We start from the raw sequence: 16,782 nt of genomic DNA on the forward strand, positions 1-16,782 counted from the left end.
TATATTACCTAGTCAAAAAATATATTACAAATCTGCATAAAGAATTTACGTTTTTAGTGAACTATACAGTAAAAATATTATAAACAATAATACGGTCGTCGTAGTTAATATAAAGCTGTTTGCGGTAGTCTTGTTTTTTTCGGGTAATAATCGAAAGCTTGCAGTCTCTTCCGTCGTTGTCTTTGCACATGAATGAATATACAACATCGGTATCGTTTTCTTCGCGTTCAATATAATCTAAAATATTAAAAAGCTGAATTTCCTGAGAGTATACTACAATTCTGTGTTTTTCTGTATCTAAAACTACTGAAAGGTTCACCAAATCAAGATTAGACCATTCGCCCCATTTTCCTTTTCCTGTTTTTTCTAAAACGCTAAAACCAGAAGTTTTAAAATGATATGACTGGCTTTGAGCCTGTTGCAGACCAAATACTAAAAAAAGTAATACTATATAAGTGCGAATAGAATTCATAATATATTTCTTGCAGATAATTAAAACTCAAATTTAGCTTTTTCTTGGCAGGCAGCTTCAAATTCGGTCATCATTTCTTGAATAATTTGTTTAACTGGCAAAATTTCATGAATCAATCCTGCAATTTGACCAATTTCGAGTTCGCCTTCTTCAAGATCGCCCTCAAACATTCCTTTTTTGGCTCTTGCTCTTCCTAAAAGCTGGATTAGATCTTCTTTTGATGGACCTTTTTCGTATAATTCCTGAACATCTTGATAAAACTTATTTTTAACCAATCGAACAGGAGCTAACTCTTTCAATGTCAATTGAGTTCCACCTTCTTTAATAGTAACTATTGTTTCTTTGAAATTATTGTGCGCTGAAGATTCTAAAGAAGCTGCAAAACGACTCCCAACCTGAACACCGTCGGCACCTAAAATCATTGTGGCAAGCATTCCTCTTCCGGTCGCAATTCCACCTGCAGCAATAAGCGGAATATGGATTTTTTCTTTTACCATCGGAATCAAAGTCAGCGTTGTAGTTTCTTCTCGCCCGTTGTGTCCGCCTGCTTCAAAACCTTCTGCAACAACAGCATCTACTCCTGCTTCTTGGGCTTTTAAAGCAAATAAACTGCTAGAAACTACATGTACCACCGTAATTCCTTTTTCCTTTAAGAAAGAAGTCCAAGTTTTAGGATTTCCAGCCGAAGTAAAAACAATTTTCACACCTTCCTCAACAACGATATTCATAATTTCTTCAATGTTAGGATATAACATCGGAATATTTACTCCAAATGGCTTATCAGTGGCTTTTTTGCATTTCTGAATATGTTGGCGCAAAACTTCTGGATACATAGAGCCGGCACCTATTAAACCCAATCCACCAGAATTACTAACTGCAGAAGCCAGTTTATAACCGCTGTTCCAGATCATTCCACCTTGAATTATTGGATATTTTATATTGAAAAGTTGTGTGATTTTGTTCATGCAAATATGTGCTTATTGTTTGATTAGCTTTCCTGTTTTGTGCAAACCTTCAGCATCAAAAGTATAAAAATAAAGACCACTATTTAAGGCTTCAATAGAAAGAATCGGATTCTGATTTGTGATTTGTTTTTCGATTAATTTTTGTCCTAAAAGTGAAAAAATTGAAACTGAAGCAGTATAATTTTCATCTGAAAACAAAAAGGAAATCGTTGTTTTTGCTGGATTTGGAAACATCGAAAAAACGGTAAAGTTCTGAAAATTTTCAATTCCAAAAGTAGACCCAAAATTTGGTATTCCGTAACCATAATTATTATCTGGCACGGTATATCGATCTGATGATCTTAAGATTATTTCACGGATTTCCTTATTTGTTTTAGAAGGAAAAGCTTGCCATAAACATGCAATCATTCCTGCCATCACCGGGCACGAAAAAGAAGTTCCACTTGAAGTTCCGATATTGCCTGAAGCATCAGAAACTACAGTAGCAGTTCCCTGCGCCATTACATCTGGTTTTATTCGATTATCGAAACTAGGTCCAATTGAACTGAAGCTTGATTTTACTTTTGAAGAAGTCACTGACCCTACAGTAATTACAGAAACAGCATCTGCCGGCCCGCCAATATGTGGTTCAGCAGTATTTCCTTCGTTTCCTGCGGAAGCAACTACAATTATACCTTTACTAAAAGCTATTTCTGCGCCCCGCGAAATAAAATTAGTATTGCCATTCATATCGCTGTAAGTATGACTGTAGTTAGCGTTATCAAATTCAAAATAACCTAATGAAGTTGTAATAATATCTACGCCAAGACTATCTGCTTTTTCGGCTGCCTCAACCCAGAGTGATTCCTCTACGGGATTTTCTGAAGCATCATTTTCTGTAATAAACAAATAATAAGAAGCATCTGGAGCAGTGCCAATTAAAGCGTTTTCTTTATAACCAGCCATTGTCGAAAGTACAAGAGTTCCGTGATCATCACCAGTATAAAAATTAGCATTTCTATTTACAAAATCATAGCCTCCTAAAATTCTGTTAGCAGTAAATAAATTTTGAAAAGGCTGTGCTGTGTTTACACCCGGAAAACCAGCATCTAAAACCGCAATTACTTTTCCGGAACCAGTATAATTTTGCTTATGCAAAGCCTGTCCGTTAAGCATTTGAATTTGATTAGCAGAATTTCCATAAGCATAATCAATTGCAGTTTTCAGCTTGTCGTTTGTTTGAGAAGTACGATTTTCGTTAGTTTTTTTTGCGGTTGTGTTTAAAGTTTTATTTGCAAAAACCACTTTATCAACAAATGAAAGTGCTTTTAATGCAAAAATACTAGCTTGGGTTCCTCTTATATGAAGTGCATTTAACCACTTTGATTTTGCCAAAACAATAATTCCGGAACTTAGTTTTACTTGATTTATATACGCCTTTTCGACAGGAACGTCAGTATTGTTTAAAACAATATTCTGATTTGTTCTTCTATCTAAAGAACGTTGTGTGAGCATGTAAGAAGGTTTATCTAAATAAGCTTGAGCATTTGGTTTATCTTTAAAATAAACCCACGCATCTTCTTGCGAAAACATCGCAGATGAAAATAGCAGTAAAAGAAATACGTAAAAGTTCTTCATAATTTACTTTTTTAAAAGGCAAAACCCTCGTAAAAAAGTATAAAGCTAAGAAATTACTCCCGAACCAACTAATTCATTATCGAAATACCAAGCTGCAAATTGGCCTTCAGTTATGGCAGATTGCGGTTCATCAAAACGAACATACATTCCGTCTTCAAATTGATGCAACGTAGCTTTCTGCAAAGGCTGACGGTAACGAATTCTCGCCATTACTTCCATAGTTCCCCCTACTTTCAAAGCAAGATCAGTACGAATCCAGTGTACTTCAGATTTTTCGATAAATAATGCTTTCTTGAATAAGCCTGGATGGTTGCTTGTTAATCCGGTGTAAATAGTATTAGTTTCAACATCAGTTGCTATAATAAAAAGCGGATCTGTTGTGCCTCCAACATTTAAACCTTTTCTCTGACCAATTGTAAAATAATGAGCACCTTGATGTTTTCCTACTACTTTTCCCATTGTCGGAAGATAATCTAGCTTTTGAGCTTCTAATTTTAAATCTTCTTCTATAGATAATAAAGCAGGTTTCTCAAAAGTATAAATTGGATCATTTTTATCAATCTGAACAATTTTTCCATCTTTTGGCTGTAATTTTTGTTGCAAAAATTCAGGCAAACGTACTTTTCCGATGAAACATAATCCTTGAGAATCTTTCTTTTCAGCAGTTACTAAATCCATTTCAGCAGCAATTTCACGAACTTCTGGTTTTGTTAAAGCGCCAATTGGAAATAATGATTTTGCCAATTGTTCTTGAGATAATTGGCATAGAAAATACGATTGATCCTTATTGTTGTCAGCACCAGCGATTAATTGGTAAATTGGTTTTCCGTCAACTTCAATTTCATTTTTTTGACAATAATGTCCCGTTGCAACATAATCTGCACCTAGACTTAAAGCAATTTTCATGAAAACATCAAATTTAATTTCACGATTACAAAGTACATCAGGATTTGGAGTTCTTCCTTTTTCGTACTCGTTGAACATATAGTCAACAATTTTTTCTTTGTATTCTTCGCTTAAATCGACAGTTTGAAACGGTATTCCGAGTTTTTCAGCTACTAATAAAGCATCATTGCTGTCTTCTAACCAAGGACATTCGTTAGATATAGTAACTGAGTCATCGTGCCAGTTCTTCATAAAAAGCCCAATAACTTCGTAACCTTGTTGCTGCAATAAGTAAGCAGCAACACTAGAATCCACTCCACCAGAAAGACCAACAACTACACGTTTCATTTTAACTCCTTTATATTTTTATAAGGGTGCAAAGGTAAGGCATATTTTAGAAAATTGTAATGGTTTCAATTAGTTTATGCAATCTCAGTGTTGATAAAATTTATTGTTTAAAAAAAAAATACTTTTTCAAATAAGTATTATTCCATTTTAGGCTTTGAGTCAGCTTTATAATTGCTTTTTGGATCACTCATATTTACTTCTTTAGTCAATTTTCCTTTTAAGAAAAACTGCCACATTCCGACTTTTTTTCCGTTTAGAAATTTACCTTTAGAAGCGACTGCTCCATCAGAATCATAGAAAAGTGCTTCGCCATTATATTCATTATTTTTATAGGTGCTTTGCTCTAAAAGAATTCCATTTTGTCCATATTTCTTATAAATACCTTCTTTTAAACCATTTATATAAGTCATTTCTTCTGCAATTTTAGCATCTGGATAATAAACCGATCTTGCCCCTTCGAGTTTTCCATTTTTGTAGTTTTCAAGCGTCATTATAACTTTTGAAGCTTTGTGGTAGTATTTCCACTCGCCTTCTCGAGCCTTGCCAACTTCTTTTCCTTCACTTACTTTATTTTTATTCTGATCATAAAAAATAGTAAATGAACTGCCATCATTCGCAGTAAAATCACGAGTTGCTACAACATCTCCCTTTTTTGTATCATCAAAAAACTTAAAAATACCTGTTTCTTTTCCGTGACTAAAAGTTCCTTCGTAACGCGGACGTTTTGATACTTCGTAAATTCCTTTCCAAACCCCATCTTTTTTTCCGTTTGCATCTACCTTATTAACATCTTGTGCTGTTGCCAAAATACTGCTTAAGAAAAGCATTGCAAATAGTAGTTTTTTATAAATCATATTAAATTCAATTTTAAGCTTTAACGAAAATGAATTCCATTAAGTATATTTTACAGCATTTAAAGTTAAAAAAATACTGTAAAATTACAATTTGAAATCGTGAATGAAATAAAAAAATCCCGATAAATCGGGATTTTCTAAATGTGTTATTTCTTTTTATTTTGAGCTTTTGCAGCTTCCTGTTGTTCCATAACATCTTGAAGACGTTGTTGGAATTTACTTTGCTTTTTAGGCTCTTTCAATTTATTTTCTTGAATCTGAGCATGAATTTTATTTGTATCGACAATATAATTTTTGATTACAAACATAATTCCGATTGTTATTAAGTTTGAAATAAAGTTATATAAACTCAAACCTGCTCCATAACTATTAAAGAAAATCAACATCATTAATGGTGAAACATAAATCATAATTTTCATCATCTTTGCCATATCCGGCATACCTTCCTGCTGTGGTGCTGCCATTTGCTGATCTCCAGAAGTCATTTTCATATAGAAGAAAATCGCAATTGCTGCCATAATAGGAAACAAACTGATATGATCCCCGTATAATGGAATGTGGAATGGTAATTTTACAACAGCATCAAATGATGATAAATCGTCTGCCCAAAGGAAGCTTTTTTGTCTTAACTCAAAAGCTGAGGGGAAGAACTGAAATGAAGCATACATAAACGGAAGCTGAATCAATGCCGGAATACATCCTGCCATTGGGTTTACCCCTGCTTTGTTATACAGCTTCATTGTTTCTTGCTGCTTCTTCATTGGGTCTTTTTTAAATTTTTCTCCCAACTCTGTAATCTCTGGACGTAAAACTTTCATTTTAGCCTGAGACAAGAATGACTTATATGTAATTGGCGACATTGCCAATTTAATAATAATTGTAAAGATAATGATGGCGATTCCGTACGCAATATAAGAGCTTAAGAATCCGAATAATGGAATAAAAATCCATTTGTTGATCCATCCGAAAATTCCCCATCCTAATGGAATAATTTTCTCAAAATTTTTATCGTAAGATTTTAAAACTTTATAATCTGATGGTCCAAAGTACCAGCTCATTTTATAGTCAATTTCTCCATTAGTGAAAGCCAAAGGAACTGTTGCTTTAAATTGCTTTATATAAGTAGTATCAATATTTTCATCTTTAACTAAATCGTCAGATTGTAATTTAGATTTTTCAAATGCCTTATCAGTAGATAAAATTGCAGCAAAAAAGTGTTGTTTAAAAGCTATATAACTCACTTTTTCAGGAGTTTCTTCTTTTCCTACACCGTGATTTACTGAACTGTATTTTTCATCACCATATTCATATTCAATTTGAGCATATCTCTTTTCGATCGAAACACTTTTTTCATTTCTGTAAGTTTTTAAATCCCAAACTAAATCTAATGGCTTAGCAGCATTTAAGACTTTATTTAATCCTTGCGAACGAATATCAAAACCAACTAAGTAATCGTTTGGTTTAAGAACATATTTGTATTCTAAAAACTCATTAGCTCCAGCTTTCAAACGCATTGTCAAAATCTGATCTGCTCCGATTTTCGTCAAAGTTGGTTCAAAATACAAATCTTTAGAATTTAAAGTTCTGTTATCTGTTGTTAATAATTGAATGTTTAAATTAGAATTATTGTCTTTAATCAATTCTACCAATTGTCCAGAATTAGCAGAGAATTTTTTAAACTCTTTAAGCGTAGCTTCAACTATATAACCACCTTTATTAGCGATTTTAAGTTTAATCTTTTCGTTTTCGATTGTTGTAAAAGATTCTTTTGCAGAAGGAAGTGTAGCTGAATAAGCAAATCCACCTAAAGTTTTTTGCAATTTCGCCAACTGAAGCGTATCGCCAGGAACTGCAGTTGCAGCAACAGGTAAAACAGCTGTTTTAGTTTTATCAGCCTTGGCTTGTGCTTCTTGTTTAGCAACTAATTCTTTCTTTGCTTTTTCAGCAGCAATCTCTTTATCTGAAGGCTGATTTTGGTACATAATCCAAATCAAAATTCCAAATATCAATACAAAACCAATGATTGAATTAAGATCAAATTTTTTTTCTTCCATTATAGTTTAAAAAAGTTATTCGTTATAAGGCTATTAGTTATGAGTTCACCTCAAAAGTTACATCCTTAAGAATATTAATTATTATTTTTTATGCGAATTTACCGCTGCAGCCACAAAATTTACAAAAATTGGATGTGGGTTTGCAACTGTACTTTTGTATTCAGGATGGTATTGTACTCCAATGAAAAACGGATGATTTTCAAGTTCTATAATCTCAACCAGACCTGTATCAGGATTAACTCCAGAAGCGATTAAACCTGCTTTCTGCAATTCATCTTTATACTTATTATTATATTCATAACGGTGACGGTGACGCTCAGAAATAGTTTTTTGACCGTAGATTTTATGTGCCAAAGTATTTGGTTTAATATCACATTTCCAAGCTCCAAGACGCATAGTTCCGCCTTTGTCTGTTATTGTTTTTTGTTCTTCCATCAAATTCACAACCGGATGTTTCGTTTTATCGTTCATCTCAGTAGAGTTTGCTTCTTTGTAACCTAATATATTTCTAGAATATTCGATAACAGACATTTGCATTCCTAAACAAATTCCGAAAAACGGAATATTATTTTCACGCGCAAAACGAACCGCTTCGATTTTTCCTTCAATACCTCTTTCACCAAAACCTGGAGCGACTAAAACACCGTCAAGAGTTCCTAGTTTTTCCTCTACATTGTCAATATTGATGTGTTCTGAGTGAATAGAAATTACATTTACTTTAGTTTCATTCGCAGCACCTGCATGAATAAACGCCTCTAAAATAGATTTGTAACAATCCTGCATTTCTACATATTTACCAATCAAACCAATATTTACCGTATGTTTTGGATTTTTTAATCTGCGTAAAAAAGTATTCCAGTTTTTTAAATCTGGAGATGCTTTTTTAGGTAAATCTAATTTTTTCAAAGCGACAACATCTAATCCTTCTTCAAGCATTAAATTTGGAACTTCATATATTGTTGAAGCATCAATTGATTGAATAACTGCTTCTTTCTTAACATTACAAAACAAAGCCAACTTTTGACGAAGTTCCTGAGACAATTCATGCTCCGTTCTGCAAACTAAAATATCTGCTTTGATTCCGCTTTCCATCAAGGTTTTAACCGAGTGCTGTGTTGGTTTTGTTTTCAACTCACCTGCTGCAGCCAAATAAGGAACTAATGTTAAATGAATAACAATTCCATTATTTTCGCCTAACTCCCAAACCAATTGACGAACAGACTCAATATAAGGCAAAGACTCAATATCACCAACAGTCCCGCCAATTTCAGTAATTACAATATCATAATCGCCTGATTTTCCAAGCAATTGCATTCTGTCTTTGATCTCGTTTGTAATATGAGGAACAACTTGAACCGTTTTTCCTAAAAATTCTCCTCTTCTTTCTTTCTCAATAACCGAAAGATAAACTCTTCCTGTAGTAACGTTATTTGCCTGAGAAGTAGGAACGTTTAAAAAACGCTCGTAATGACCTAAATCTAAATCTGTTTCAGCTCCATCATCCGTTACATAACACTCTCCGTGTTCGTAAGGATTTAAAGTACCCGGATCTACATTTATATACGGATCGAATTTTTGAATAGTTGTACGGTAACCTCTTCCTTGTAACAATTTTGCTAAAGATGCCGCGATAATTCCTTTTCCTAAAGAAGAAGTCACACCGCCTGTAACAAAAATATATTTTGTTTGATTCATTCTGTTGTTGTTTGTATTGTAGTTGTGTAAAAAACTTGGCAAAAGTACAAATTTAATTAGACAATTTATCAATTAGAGAATGAGATAATTTGCAATTTTTTAAAGAGAACGATTACTTGGTTTTGTAATCGATAATTTTAACTTTTAATTAGAGTTTTTTTTGAATATATCTTAAAGCAAAATACCATATCGCTATACTCAATAAATAAAAAACAATGATTGAAGATCGTTTCCTGCTATTTCAAAGGTTTGTAGTATTACACGCAAATAACATAAAAGGTGCACTATAAAAGCTGCAATAACAGCTTTATTGAAGTAAATTTAAATAAAAAAATATTATAATTTTAAAACATCGACTTGTACACATTTACAAATTCAGTCTTGAATTTTGTGGTGTCAATTTGTTTTTAAAAATTATAATATTTTTTATGTATCAAATATTATAATTTCAAAATATTGACTTGTACACATTTATAAATTCAATCTGGAATTCTGTGGTATCAATTAGTTTTTAAAATTGTAATATTTTTATATATCAAATTTAAACAAAAAAAATGAAATAGCAAAGTATTTTTCCTACTATTTTAAAGGTTTTGGATATTGCTTTTTTATATTCCTGATTAATTCTTCAAGTCCATTTAATTTCAATTCATAAATAAGCTGTAATTGCTGTCCTAATTCTCCTTTTGGAAAACCTTTATTCTGATACCATACCACATAATATTCCGGCAAATCGATTAAAAATCGGCCTTCGTATTTCCCGAAAGGCATTTTAGTGTGCGCTAATTTTATCAGCAGTTTTTTGTCTTGTTCCATTTTTTTTAAAGAAAAAAAGAAGCAAGATTAAAGAATATCGATTGATTCTTTTTTTCTTGCTTCTAATTGGTACAAAGCTATTGTATTTTTTTATTTTTTTGCCTCAGACTTAAAAATAGTTTTCTGTCTCAATAACAGTTTACAGTTGAAATTGGCACTGAAGACTGAGGCTTTAAACTGTGACTAATATTCCCACTTCACAAAAGCTTCCATAGCTGCGTAAGTTGCCAAACCTAATTGCTGGTATAAAGCAGCGGTTTCGGCATTTCGGTCTTCAGCTCTTTGCCAAAATTCTCTGGCATCAGTTCCCTGAAAAACAACGCCGTCTTTTTGAGACTGATGTTTGAAGATTCCGTGGCGTTTTGCCAAAACCTGATCAGGACTCATTGGGACTGCCATTTCGACTTCATCAATTCCCCATTCCTGCCAAGCACCTCGGTACAACCAAAGCCAGCAGTCATCCATAAATGATTTTGGCTTTAATGCTTTTACAGCTTCAAAAATAGCATCCAGGCATACTTTGTGTGTTCCGTGCGGATCAGCCAAGTCTCCTGCAGCATAAATTTGATGCGGTTTGATTTTTTCAATTAAATCCATTGTCAATTGAATGTCTTCTTTTCCGATTGGTTTCTTTTCAATTGTGCCAGTTTCATAAAAAGGCAGTTCCATAAAGTGAATCTGATCATCAGTTAAACCAACGAAATGACTTGTTGCTCTTGCCTCTCCCTTTCTAATAAGCCCTTTTATGTAACGAACTTCTGGGATATCGATTTCACTGTTCTTTTTGTTGGTTAAAAAAGTTACTGCTTTCTGATAAATATTTTCAGCCTCAGCACTTTTAATGCCGAATTTTTCATTGTAATCCGTTACGAATCTTGCAAAACGCAACGCTTCATCATCCGCGACAGCGATATTTCCAGAGGTTTGGTATGCAACATGCACTTCATGCCCTTGCTCCTGCAGACGCATAAAGGTTCCTCCCATACTGATAATATCATCATCCGGATGTGGACTAAAAATCAGCACGCGTTTTTTAGCAGGTTCAGCCCTTTCTGGTCTATTAGAATCGTCTGCATTTGGTTTTCCGCCCGGCCAGCCTGTAATGGTATTTTGCAGTTTATTGAAAATTTTAATATTGATATCATATGCCGGTCCAGAATCTGCCAATAAATCGCTCATTCCGTTTTCGATATAATCGGCATCAGTAAGCATTAAAATTGGTTTTTTAAGATCAAGTGCTAATCCTAAAACTGCTTTACGGATTAATTTGTCTGTCCAAATTACTTTTTCAACCAGCCAAGGTCTGTTGATTCTTGTTAGTTTAGAAGAAGCTTCTTTATCTAAAACAAAAACGGCATTATTATGTTCCTGTAAAAATGAAGCTGGAATCTGGTTCGTTACTTCATCCTCAACAGATTTCTTTATAATATTTGATTTTCCTTCTCCCCAAGCCATCAAAATAACTTGTTTGGCCTCCATAATTTTTTTTACTCCAAGTGTAATTGCAGTTCTTGGCGTATTGCTCAAACCAGAAAAATCTTTGCTTGCCGCAACTCTTGTAATATGGTCCAGCGCCACCAGTCTTGTTTTTGAATTTTGAAGCGAACCTGATTCATTAAAACCAATATGACCGTTTCCTCCAATTCCTAGAATCTGCAAATCTATTCCGCCTAAAGCTTCAATTTTTGCCTCATAATCGTGGCAATAATCTGCAATTTGTTCTTTTGTTAAAAGTCCGTCCGGAACATGATAATTTTCAGGCAAAATATCAACATGATCAAAAAGCAGTTCTTTCATAAAACGAACATAACTGTTGATTGAGTTTGGCTCCATCGGATAATATTCATCCAAATTAAAACTGATTACATTTTTAAAACTCAAACCTTCTTCTTTATGCAGACGAACTAATTCTGCATATAATCCTTTTGGGGAAGAACCAGTTGCAAGTCCTAAAATACAAGGCTGATTTTCTTTTTGTTTGGATTGAATTAAAGCCGCAATTTCCTGAGCAACTGCTTTTGAAGCATCAGAAGAATTTTCAAAAACAACCGTATTGATGTTTTCGAATCGTTTTTCGAATCCTGTTGCTTTGTCAATTTTACTTTTTAACATGATATGATTTTTTAATTTTTCTAATCGTAAATTCTTATCAAAAATTTAATTTTATTTGAGTAAAATGCAGGTTATAATTTTACTAAAAATTTAGCAATCAACATCATATAAAGATAAATTCTTTATAAATGGAATCCAACAAAATTTAAATATTGATTTGAAGCAGAACTTTGGAATAATTTTTATCTGTTAAAAAATGTTCCAAAAAAAATATTGAAGAGAACTCTTTTCAGCTTCAATATTTGCGTTATTTTTGCATTAAAATGCATTTTTTTTGCAAGGCAAAGATACAGGATTATATTTTTAATGACCAAAATTTGATATGAATATTTTGTTAATTTTTTATTATTATCTAAAAAAAAAATACAAAAAAAGCCGTCGAAGTGACGGCTTAAAATTTTATGTTTTTAAAAATTAATTCCAGTTAAAAGTAATTCGTTTTTCAATTTCTGAGCTTAAACTTAAAAACACTGGACAAGTCATTGCTGCGCGCTCTAGAATTGTTTTATTTTTTTGATCAACTTCGCCTTTCATTTCAAATACAATTTCTATAGCTCCAATTCGTCTTGGTTCTGCATTCATTATTTTGGTTACTTCAGCTGTCGAATCATTAATGTTCACTTGCATATCACGAGCTTTTATTCCCATAATAGTCATCATACAGCTTGCCAAAGCATTCGCAACCGTATCTGTTGGAGAAAAAGCCTCACCTTTTCCGTTATTGTCAAGCGGTGCATCAGAAATGATTTCACTTCCGGATTGCACGTGGATTGATTTTGTTCTTAAATCGCCTAAATAGGTTACTTTTGATGTCATTAATTTGCTACTTTTAAAGTTAAATCGCTATCGTAATATAAAATGTAAACACCTTTGTTTGCGTGTCCGCCATCTTCTTTTCTGTAAAATTGAAATTTATTGTCAACTTGTTCTGTCGTCATTAAATCTGCTGTTTCCTGATACGTTTTTCCTTGTACCAAACGCATCATAGTATCAAAAGTTACGTCAAATCCGCGAGTTGCATACGTACCTGGATTTACCTTATTTTTCAATCGGTATTCTTTATCAAAAATCAAAACTGCTGGTTCATCACTTTCACGAGTTACGGAAGGAAACATTAATTTTAATTTCACTAAACTTTCAAAACTAATTTCATCTGTATCAAGCGTACTGTTTGGTTCTAAAATCACTAATTGAACCTGACAAGATTTTTGAGAATCAAGCAAGGCTTTAATTGTTGTTTTGATCATGGCTGTATTTCCAGTTTCCATTACCACATAATTCATTCGGTTTGGAATCAATAAACTTTTTAAGTTTGCAACATCCAAGCCTCCGGTTTCTGATAATGCTGCAAAAACAACACCTTTCTGATTTTGTTTAATGTAACTGATAACCGATTCTTTTTTCTTGTCTACAACTGCAACAATATTTCCGTTTTTAGAACGCATATAGTCAAAAATCGAATTTCTAACTACATCATTCGATGGTATCGTTTGATATAAATTATCGATAGGATTTGCTGAGTCTTTAGACAATGGAGAAATTACAGGAATATTATACAAACGCAATGTGTTTGCTGTAGTTTCGGCATTATTTTGGTAAAATGGCCCGATAACAGCATGTGCATCCTGAAGTTTATTTTGAGCAATTAAACTCGAAACATTAGAGTTCGTTTTAGTTTCTCCCGAATCATAAATCGCAACATCGATTGGCAATTTTAAGGTTTTCGCCGAATCGATAGCCATCATCGCACCTGAATAAAAATCCAGCGTCATGTTTAAAAATTTATCATTTTTAATTCGGTTTGCAGCACTCATAGTATCGTTTTGCATTTTAGCCAAATTAAAAGGCAATAATAAAACTAATTTTTTACGATCGTTCTGTCCCCTTTTTTTAGTCAATTCAACTACTTCTGGATTTGCAGAAATAGTTTCAGATTTCACCTTTTCTAAAATCTTTATACCGCCTCCACTTGAATTATCAATTGATTTCTCTATTGGTTTTTCAATTGGTTTTTCAACTGGCTGTGATTGTGCAATTATTGGCGTTGGCGTAAGATATCCTGACGGAACTTTTAAAACCATTCCTTCTTTTACACCTTCAGAAAGGGACGGATTTAACTCTGTCAATTCTTCTTGAGTGATATGAAAGGTTCTTCCTAAGCTATAAAAAGTTTCTTTTGGCTTAACTTGATATTCCATATAAGTAGTTACTCTTTTTGGAGTTTCAGCTGCTTTTTTAGTTTCAGCTGGCTTAGCAGCATTTGCAACTGGAGCAGGGGTATCTGTTTTTGGAGCCGTTCCTTTTATGGTAATTCTATAACCAACTGGCAAACTCGAAACAATTTCAGGATTGCGTTTTTCTAAATCTTCAACTGTTGTATTATATTGTTTTGCAATCGAGTATTTAGTTTCTTTAGCAACGACATCATGATAAATATATTTTTCCTGAGCTGCAGTTTTAGCTGGTTTACTATAGGAAGCAACATTTTTGCCTGAAGAGCCTTTTGCTGGAATTACTAATTTTTGCCCTATTTGAACACCATCTTTTTCTAAAAAAGGATTTGCTGCTTTTAAAGCTTCATCTGAAATTCCGTATTTATGTTCAATACTATAAAAAGTTTCTTTTGGCTGTACTTCATGAATAATATCTTTTGTATTTCCAGCTGTTTTCGCGACAGACGCTTCTGTTTTTAACGCGGTTTTTGTCGGAATAAGCAAAACGGTATTTGGTTTTACTCCATTACGGGCGTCTGGATTCAACTGATAGATATCGTAGGGCGTAATTTTAAATTTTACTGCAATCTGGTTAACGTTTTCTCCACTTGAAACAGTGTACTTTACCACTTTTTCTTGTGAAAAAGCAGAACAGGTAACCATAAAAACAAGCGACAATAATGTTGAATAATATTTCATAATAAGACTTAAAACAATTTAATTTTTAATTCAAAAACAAGTTGATAATTCTTGTCAAGCAAGATTCGGGCCACTTGTTGATTTGCGCAAATTTATTGCCTCAGATCAATTTCTGCTTTGGCAATAATAATTTCTTTATATAACTCATCTTCTTCTTTTTTCTTGCATTTATATAAAACTTCTTCCATATTTTGGAATTTATCTGAATAAACATAATATGAAAGACTGTTTATATTGAAGAAGAAACTAGCGTTAAAATCACCAGAATCAATGAGTTTCATAATAAACTTATCTCTAAGTGTTGCGTCTGTAAATATACCTAAAACTAAATAATACCCGTTTGAAACTTCTTTAAGATTATCATAAACTTCAACCTTTACCGTTTTATCGGTTCTCAGCGGATTATCCTTCAATTCTTGTTTCATTTCTTCTAATGAAATTGTTTTTGAAGTTTCAGCCGAATTTTGTTTTTTAACTGCTTCATCCTGATACTTTTTCAATTTTACCAAAGCCAGTTTGTCATCAAATTTTCGTGCTTCCATACTATAATAAGAAGCTTTGCTGATGTGTCTTTTTACTTCAATTTTCTTTTGAATATCCAGCGAATCAATTTTAGCAATCAAAAGCTGATTTTTTTCATCGCCTTGTTCCTGCTCTATTTTGTAACGTTTAATTTCTTCTAAAGAAAGGCGCTGCTGCAAAGAAGTTACGTTATTATTTTTTTCGCTTTCGCGGATTTTCTTCTTGTATTCCTGATTTTCTTCAACAGCAATTCTTTCTACTTTATTCATTAAACCGGCATATGCTTTTCTGTTTTCTGCCAATTCTTTTTTTAATTGAGAAGAAAGCTCGCTGGTCTGCCCAATGCTTTCGTAGGATTTCTTTTCTAAGCGTTTTGATTCGTCAACATTCAAAACGTCCATTCGTTTTAAATCAACCAAATCATTATTCATTGTGTTGACTAATGAATCTAATTTTGCCATTAAAATATCCTGAACATTTTTATTGGCTTCTAAAACCAAACGAAGTTTTTCAACCGAATTTTCTTTAGAACCGTTCATTTCATTTAAATTGACTTTCAAATCATTAATTTTTATGATTTTCTGATTCATTTCTTTCTGAATAACCAATCTGTCTTTCAAATCATCAATTTCAACCGTTTTGGCTTTTGTCTTTTCTACAACAACCTGCTTTTCAGCAAGAGCCATCATTAGTTCTTCACTTTCATTTGCTGGTTTAATTTCTTTTGTATTGATAGCTAATTTATTTCCAACTACTAAACCATTTACAATTTCCGGATTTTGAGATTCTAACTGATCAATTGAAATGCCGTATTTTTTAGCAATGGAAAATTTGGTTTCTTTAGGCTCAACAACATGAAAAAGCGTTTCTTTATTAATAACGCGAACTCGCCCGTCTAAAGTTTTTCTTTTATTCGGAATTGTAATAGTCTGACCAATCTGTAAACCTGCTAATAATAAATCTTTGTTCAGATTTTCAAGATCTTGTACCGAGACATTATATTGTCTGGCGATACTAAATAAAGATTCCTTTGCAACAACTTGATGTGTCGTTTTTAAAGAAGCTATATTTTCAGTTTTAGGAAGATTTGCAGGATTTTGCGGGATAGTTAACTCTTGACCAATTTGAAGTCCGCTGGCAAGAATTTCGGTGTTTGCATTCTGAATAGCTTCAACAGAAACATTATATTGTTTGGATAAGCCGTAAAGTGTTTCTTTTGCACCAACAACATGAATAGTTTGCTGATTTTGATTTGGTTTTTCTGCGGCGTGAACAGGAATTTTAATTACCTGATTATCTTTTACACCGCTTTGTGATTCGGGGTTAAATTTGTAGATTTCTTCAATAGAGACCTTATATTTTTGGGCGATAAAATAGGCGGTTTCTCCTTTTTGAATTTTGTGCTCAATAAATGAATCTTGCGCAGCTATTTTGTTAAAAGACAAAATAAACACAAGAGAAATCGTTAAAAGTTCTCTCATAAATAGTAGGTTTAAAAATTAAGGCGTTACAAATGTAACGCCTTAATTT

General features: G+C 33.0%; 12 protein-coding genes. All 12 read right to left on the reverse strand.

The window, feature by feature from the left end; translation table 11 throughout:
• Positions 1-61 precede the first annotated feature (61 nt).
• Positions 62-472 carry a hypothetical protein gene (locus IRZ83_RS04085; RefSeq protein ID WP_029269012.1) on the reverse strand — a complete coding sequence of 137 codons (411 nt, stop codon included), beginning with the start codon at positions 470-472 and terminating at the stop codon, positions 62-64.
• A gap of 20 nt (positions 473-492) precedes the next feature.
• Positions 493-1,437: an NAD(P)H-dependent flavin oxidoreductase gene (locus tag IRZ83_RS04090; protein ID WP_194566993.1), complete on the reverse strand. Its 945-nt coding sequence runs from the start codon at positions 1,435-1,437 to the stop codon at positions 493-495.
• A gap of 12 nt (positions 1,438-1,449) precedes the next feature.
• On the reverse strand, positions 1,450-3,054 hold the full coding sequence (locus tag IRZ83_RS04095; protein WP_194566994.1) for a S8 family serine peptidase: 1,605 nt from the start codon (positions 3,052-3,054) through the stop codon (positions 1,450-1,452).
• Between the two features lie 45 nt (positions 3,055-3,099).
• On the reverse strand, positions 3,100-4,287 hold the full coding sequence (gene mnmA, locus IRZ83_RS04100) for a tRNA 2-thiouridine(34) synthase MnmA (RefSeq protein WP_194566995.1): 1,188 nt from the start codon (positions 4,285-4,287) through the stop codon (positions 3,100-3,102).
• A gap of 137 nt (positions 4,288-4,424) precedes the next feature.
• The gene (locus IRZ83_RS04105) at positions 4,425-5,141 is read right to left on the reverse strand and encodes a toxin-antitoxin system YwqK family antitoxin (RefSeq protein WP_194566996.1); all 717 of its coding nucleotides are present in this window, start codon (positions 5,139-5,141) and stop codon (positions 4,425-4,427) included.
• 146 nt (positions 5,142-5,287) lie between these two features.
• The gene (gene yidC, locus IRZ83_RS04110) at positions 5,288-7,195 is read right to left on the reverse strand and encodes a membrane protein insertase YidC (protein WP_194566997.1); all 1,908 of its coding nucleotides are present in this window, start codon (positions 7,193-7,195) and stop codon (positions 5,288-5,290) included.
• Between the two features lie 81 nt (positions 7,196-7,276).
• Positions 7,277-8,890: a CTP synthase gene (locus IRZ83_RS04115; protein ID WP_029269003.1), complete on the reverse strand. Its 1,614-nt coding sequence runs from the start codon at positions 8,888-8,890 to the stop codon at positions 7,277-7,279.
• 579 nt (positions 8,891-9,469) lie between these two features.
• Positions 9,470-9,706: a DUF3820 family protein gene (locus IRZ83_RS04120; protein ID WP_056186218.1), complete on the reverse strand. Its 237-nt coding sequence runs from the start codon at positions 9,704-9,706 to the stop codon at positions 9,470-9,472.
• Between the two features lie 183 nt (positions 9,707-9,889).
• The gene (nagB, locus tag IRZ83_RS04125; protein WP_194566998.1) at positions 9,890-11,818 is read right to left on the reverse strand and encodes a glucosamine-6-phosphate deaminase; all 1,929 of its coding nucleotides are present in this window, start codon (positions 11,816-11,818) and stop codon (positions 9,890-9,892) included.
• Positions 11,819-12,232: 414 nt separating this feature from the next.
• Positions 12,233-12,634: an OsmC family protein gene (locus IRZ83_RS04130; protein WP_029268999.1), complete on the reverse strand. Its 402-nt coding sequence runs from the start codon at positions 12,632-12,634 to the stop codon at positions 12,233-12,235.
• Positions 12,634-14,730: a LysM peptidoglycan-binding domain-containing protein gene (locus IRZ83_RS04135; protein ID WP_194566999.1), complete on the reverse strand. Its 2,097-nt coding sequence runs from the start codon at positions 14,728-14,730 to the stop codon at positions 12,634-12,636. The genes IRZ83_RS04130 and IRZ83_RS04135 overlap by 1 nt, the downstream gene beginning before the upstream one ends.
• A 92-nt stretch (positions 14,731-14,822) precedes the next feature.
• Complete coding sequence (locus tag IRZ83_RS04140) at positions 14,823-16,733, reverse strand: LysM peptidoglycan-binding domain-containing protein (RefSeq protein ID WP_194567000.1); 1,911 nt, start codon at positions 16,731-16,733, stop codon at positions 14,823-14,825.
• Positions 16,734-16,782: the final 49 nt, after the last annotated feature.

Origin of the sequence: Flavobacterium sp. JLP (assembly GCF_015350755.1) — a bacterium.
Taxonomy (GTDB): domain Bacteria; phylum Bacteroidota; class Bacteroidia; order Flavobacteriales; family Flavobacteriaceae; genus Flavobacterium.

What these genes read in the sequence shown, in the direction of transcription:
- IRZ83_RS04085 (WP_029269012.1), bottom strand. Translation starts at nt 472, where the DNA reads ATGAATTCTATTCGCACTTATATAGTATTACTTTTTTTAGTATTTGGT.
- IRZ83_RS04090 (WP_194566993.1), bottom strand. Translation starts at nt 1,437, where the DNA reads ATGAACAAAATCACACAACTTTTCAATATAAAATATCCAATAATTCAA.
- IRZ83_RS04095 (WP_194566994.1), bottom strand. Translation starts at nt 3,054, where the DNA reads ATGAAGAACTTTTACGTATTTCTTTTACTGCTATTTTCATCTGCGATG.
- mnmA (WP_194566995.1), bottom strand. Translation starts at nt 4,287, where the DNA reads ATGAAACGTGTAGTTGTTGGTCTTTCTGGTGGAGTGGATTCTAGTGTT.
- IRZ83_RS04105 (WP_194566996.1), bottom strand. Translation starts at nt 5,141, where the DNA reads ATGATTTATAAAAAACTACTATTTGCAATGCTTTTCTTAAGCAGTATT.
- yidC (WP_194566997.1), bottom strand. Translation starts at nt 7,195, where the DNA reads ATGGAAGAAAAAAAATTTGATCTTAATTCAATCATTGGTTTTGTATTG.
- IRZ83_RS04115 (WP_029269003.1), bottom strand. Translation starts at nt 8,890, where the DNA reads ATGAATCAAACAAAATATATTTTTGTTACAGGCGGTGTGACTTCTTCT.
- IRZ83_RS04120 (WP_056186218.1), bottom strand. Translation starts at nt 9,706, where the DNA reads ATGGAACAAGACAAAAAACTGCTGATAAAATTAGCGCACACTAAAATG.
- nagB (WP_194566998.1), bottom strand. Translation starts at nt 11,818, where the DNA reads ATGTTAAAAAGTAAAATTGACAAAGCAACAGGATTCGAAAAACGATTC.
- IRZ83_RS04130 (WP_029268999.1), bottom strand. Translation starts at nt 12,634, where the DNA reads ATGACATCAAAAGTAACCTATTTAGGCGATTTAAGAACAAAATCAATC.
- IRZ83_RS04135 (WP_194566999.1), bottom strand. Translation starts at nt 14,730, where the DNA reads ATGAAATATTATTCAACATTATTGTCGCTTGTTTTTATGGTTACCTGT.
- IRZ83_RS04140 (WP_194567000.1), bottom strand. Translation starts at nt 16,733, where the DNA reads ATGAGAGAACTTTTAACGATTTCTCTTGTGTTTATTTTGTCTTTTAAC.